Source organism: Embleya sp. NPDC059213 (assembly GCF_042754445.1).
In the GTDB taxonomy this organism is placed as follows: domain Bacteria; phylum Actinomycetota; class Actinomycetes; order Streptomycetales; family Streptomycetaceae; genus Embleya.
Window position 1 is genome coordinate 1 of sequence record NZ_JBHZAV010000364.1, and the last position, 3,781, is coordinate 3,781.

The following is a 3,781-nucleotide window of genomic DNA, read 5'->3' on the forward strand; positions in this document are numbered from 1 at the left end:
GACCCGAGTCTCCGGGTCCGAATCGAGGCCGTCGCATCACGACTTTCGTCGAGGGCGTCGCCCCGGGGGGGTCAGCCCACGGCGTTCTTCAGCGCCTCGCTCAGGGCGCCGGCCTCATCGGCCGACAGCTCGACTACGAGCCGTCCACCGCCCTCAAGCGGAACGCGCATGACGATGCCCCGCCCTTCCTTGGTCACCTCGAGCGGGCCGTCGCCCGTCCGCGGCTTCATGGCCGCCATGCTCGTTCCCCTTCCTGCATATCGACGCACCGGTGCTCAAACCGGCCACCGGTCTTCGAGAGCATTGATCAGGGACCATTATCCCGCATCGAACGGTGGGGTGAGCAACATCGGGTCCCGTCGGCCTCTCGAACCTCGTCCGTACGGAGCGGAATGAGATGGTCCGTCCCGGCTCGAAATCGAGCTGACGGTCCATCAGGGCCGGGCGGGGGCACGGCCGGACGGTCCGGCATGCTGTGCACATCCCACCTGCGGTGATGTACGTGATGCGGAGGCAGGCCATGGCCGACAAGACCGACAATGTGCTCTACGAACTCGCCGACGGAGTCGCGACCGTCACGCTGAACCGTCCCGACGCGATGAACTCGTTGGACGAATCGAGCAAGATCGCGTTGCGCGACGCGGTGCTGCGCGCGGCCGAGGATCCCGATGTTCGAGCGGTCCTGCTGACCGGCAGCGGCCGGGCGTTTTGTGTCGGCCAGGACCTCAAGGCGCACATCCGCCAGCTCGAAACCGGCCCCGAGGCCACCTTCGCGACCGTGCGCGAGCACTACAACCCGTTGGTGACCGCGCTCGCCACGATGGCCAAGCCGGTGATCGCCGCGGTCAACGGCGTCGCGGCGGGGGCCGGCGCGGCGATCGCGTGGGCCTGCGACTTCCGGATCATGGCGGACACGGCCGGCTTCAACACGGCGTTCGCGGGCGTCGCGCTGACCGCCGACTCCGGCGCGTCGTGGACGTTGCCGCGCCTGGTCGGTCAGGCTCGGGCGGTCGAACTGCTGATGGTGCCGCGCATGGTCAAGGCGGCCGAGGCGCTCGAACTTGGACTGGCCAACCAGGTGGTGCCGGCCGATCAGGTGCTGGACACGGCGCGCGAACTGGCCCGCCGGCTCGCCGAGGGGCCGACCGTGGCGCTGGCCGCGCTCAAGGAGTCGGTGGCCTACGGCGCGTCGCACTCGCTGGTCGAGACCCTGGCCAAGGAGGAGGAGCTGCAACTGCGCGTGGGCGGCTCGCAGGACCACCGGATCGCGGTCGCGGCGTTCGTCGCCAAGGAGAAGCCGACCTTCGTCGGCCGCTGAGTCCGGCTCGGCGCACCGCCGCGCGAGGTCGATCCGCGGCGGTGCCCCGGCCCGGCAGGACGGGCGGCCTCAGCGAGCGGTGCAACCCGTGAGGTGGTCGTTGACCAACCCGCACGCCTGCATCAGCGCGTAGGCCGTGGTCGGGCCGACGAAGCGGAATCCCTTGCGCTTGAGTTCCTTGGCCAGCGCGGTCGACTCGTCGGTGACCGCCGGTACGTCCGACAGGGCCGCGGGAGCCTTCCGGCGTCCGGAAGGTGCGAACGACCATACGAGCGCGTCCAGGCCGCCCTGGAGGGCCTGCGCCGCGTGTGCGTTGGCGATGGCGGCGTCGATCTTGGCCCGATTGCGGATGATGCCCTCGTCGGCGAGCAGCCGGGCCCGGTCCGCGTCGTCGAATCGCGCCACCGCGGCGATCGAGAAATCCGCGAAGGCCGCCCGGAAACCGGCCCGTCGGCGCAGGATGGTCAGCCAGGACAGGCCGGACTGGAACGCCTCCAGGCACACGCGTTCGTACAGCGCGTCCTCGCCGTGCACCGGGACGCCCCACTCGGTGTCGTGGTAGGCCCGATAGTCCTCCGGGCCGGTCGCGCCCCACGGGCAGCGCAGCAGTCCGTCCGGCCCCGCGACCGGACCGCCGACGACGGTCACGGCTTCGGGTCGCCCTTCGGCTCGGCGGTGGGTGTGGCGCCCTCGGTCGCGTCCGTCGCGTCCGTCGCATCGGTCGCGTCGCTCGCATCCGTCGCATCCGTCGCGTCCGTCGCGTCCGTCGCATCCGTCGCATCCGTCGCGTCGCTCGCGTCCGTCGCGGCCTCCGCAGCGTCGGCCGGCTCGGCGGGCGGTGCCGCACTCGGCTCGGCGTCGGCCGGCTCGGCGGTCCCACCCGGGGTCGACTCGCCGACCTCGGCCGCATCCTCGTCCGCCCGTGCGGCGGCGGCGCTCGCCGGCCGGGCCTGCTCCTCGTCGGCGCCGCTCGACCCGGCTTCGCCCGACTCGGTGCTCGGCTTCTCCAGGGACAGCGTGGTGCCCGCGGCGCGCGGCGGCGGGGCGAGTCGGCCCGCGCCGAGCGCGCTCGCCCCCGCGGCGGCCGGGACGGACACGGTGACGCCGGCCGGGGTGGTGCCGCTGATCTTGTATTCGAGTTCCAGGATGCGCGCGTCCCGCGCCGCGAGTTCGCCGGTGAGGCGGTCCAGGACCAGGTCGACCTCGCTCATCCGGTAGCCGCGAAAGACCACCGGGAACCGGATGTCGTCCACGTCGGCGCTCGTGAGCGGGCGGTCGCCGGCCATCCGCAGCTCGGGCTGTTCGCGGTGGGCGTCGGGAAGGGAGCCACCCGCCCCGAGCACGACCGCGGCGATCACGAGGATCACCCCGGTCACCACGACAAGCTGGATCCAGAACACGGACGGCTCCCCTTCGACGGCGCTGCAAGTGCTGGGACGGGCGTCCGCTCCGGGCCGCTTCGGGAAGCCCCCGGGTCGTCGCACGGGACGATCGTGCCACGATCAGGGGGTCAGGTGGCACGTGCAGGGTGTGGTGGGCGGAGGTCGACGGGGTGACGACGCTGAGGCTGGGGCGACGGGAGTTCGGTGGCGACGAGTTGGTGATCATGGCGATCGTCAACCGGACACCGGACTCGTTTTTCGACAAGGGAGCGACCTTCGACGATCGACCCGCCCTGGACGCGGTCGAACGTGCGGTCGCCGAGGGCGCGGGGATCGTGGACATCGGGGGAGTCAAGGCCGGTCCGGGGGCGGAGGTGGACGTCACGGAGGAGATCCGCCGCACGGCGTCGTTCGTGGCCGAGGTCCGCCGCCGCCACCCCGACGTGGTGATCAGCGTCGACACATGGCGGCACGAGGTGGCCGAGGCGGTCTGCGAGGCGGGCGCGGACCTGATGAACGACGCGTGGGGCGGGGTGGACCCCAAGCTCGCCGAGGTGGCCGCCAAGTACGACGTGGGCATCGTGTGCACCCACGCCGGTCGCGCGCAGCCGCGCACCCGGCCGCACCGGATCGGCTACGTGGACGTGATGGCCGACATCCTGGACGTCACGGTCGGCCTGGCCGAGCGCGCCGCGCGGCTGGGCGTGCGCCGCGACGCGATCCTGATCGACCCCGGGCACGACTTCGGCAAGAACACCCGGCACTCGCTGGAGGCGACCCGCCGACTCGGCGAGATGGTCGACACCGGCTGGCCGGTCCTGGTGTCGCTGTCCAACAAGGACTTCGTCGGCGAGACGCTGGACAAGCCGGTGAACGAACGCCTGCTCGGCACGCTCGCCACCACCGCGGTCAGCGCGTGGCTCGGTGCCCGGGTGTATCGCGCGCACCAGGTCGAGGAGACCCGTCAGGTGCTGGACATGGTGTCCTCGATCCACGGCACCCGGCAGCCCGCGGTGGCCCGGCGCGCCCTGGCCTGACCGGCCCGCGGGGAACGTGTCTCGGCGCCCGCGCCCACCGAGGC

The 3,781-nt window shown here is 72.3% G+C and carries 5 protein-coding genes; 2 read left to right on the plus strand and 3 right to left on the minus strand.

Annotated features, from left to right (window positions below; translation table 11 throughout):
* Positions 1 to 71 precede the first annotated feature (71 nt).
* On the minus strand, positions 72 to 239 hold the full coding sequence (locus tag ACFXMF_RS47110; protein WP_078976897.1) for a DUF3117 domain-containing protein: 168 nt from the start codon (positions 237 to 239) through the stop codon (positions 72 to 74).
* A 281-nt stretch (positions 240 to 520) separates the two neighbouring features.
* Here ACFXMF_RS47110 and ACFXMF_RS47115 point away from each other — a divergent pair, with 281 nt between their 5' ends.
* Positions 521 to 1,318: an enoyl-CoA hydratase-related protein gene (locus ACFXMF_RS47115; protein WP_360314645.1), complete on the plus strand. Its 798-nt coding sequence runs from the start codon at positions 521 to 523 to the stop codon at positions 1,316 to 1,318.
* A gap of 69 nt (positions 1,319 to 1,387) precedes the next feature.
* Here ACFXMF_RS47115 and ACFXMF_RS47120 read toward each other — a convergent pair whose 3' ends face one another.
* Both ACFXMF_RS47120 and ACFXMF_RS47125 read right to left on the minus strand, forming a co-directional pair.
* Entirely contained in the window at positions 1,388 to 1,966 is a 579-nt protein-coding gene (locus ACFXMF_RS47120; protein WP_360314643.1) for a DNA-3-methyladenine glycosylase I, read from the minus strand.
* A complete protein-coding gene (locus ACFXMF_RS47125) occupies positions 1,963 to 2,718 on the minus strand; it encodes a DivIVA domain-containing protein (protein ID WP_379992710.1) in 756 nt (251 codons plus the stop codon). Before ACFXMF_RS47125 ends, ACFXMF_RS47120 begins: the two co-directional genes overlap by 4 nt.
* 206 nt (positions 2,719 to 2,924) lie before the next feature.
* Between ACFXMF_RS47125 and folP the strand changes: the two genes are divergently transcribed.
* Positions 2,925 to 3,737, plus strand: a complete 813-nt coding sequence (gene folP / locus ACFXMF_RS47130) for a dihydropteroate synthase (protein ID WP_360314701.1) — start codon at positions 2,925 to 2,927, stop codon at positions 3,735 to 3,737.
* Positions 3,738 to 3,781: the final 44 nt, after the last annotated feature.

Excerpts from the sequence above, each read along its gene's own strand:
- ACFXMF_RS47115 (WP_360314645.1), top strand. The coding sequence starts at position 521 with ATGGCCGACAAGACCGACAATGTGCTCTACGAACTCGCCGACGGAGTC.
- ACFXMF_RS47110 (WP_078976897.1), bottom strand. The coding sequence starts at position 239 with ATGGCGGCCATGAAGCCGCGGACGGGCGACGGCCCGCTCGAGGTGACC.
- folP (WP_360314701.1), top strand. The coding sequence starts at position 2,925 with ATGGCGATCGTCAACCGGACACCGGACTCGTTTTTCGACAAGGGAGCG.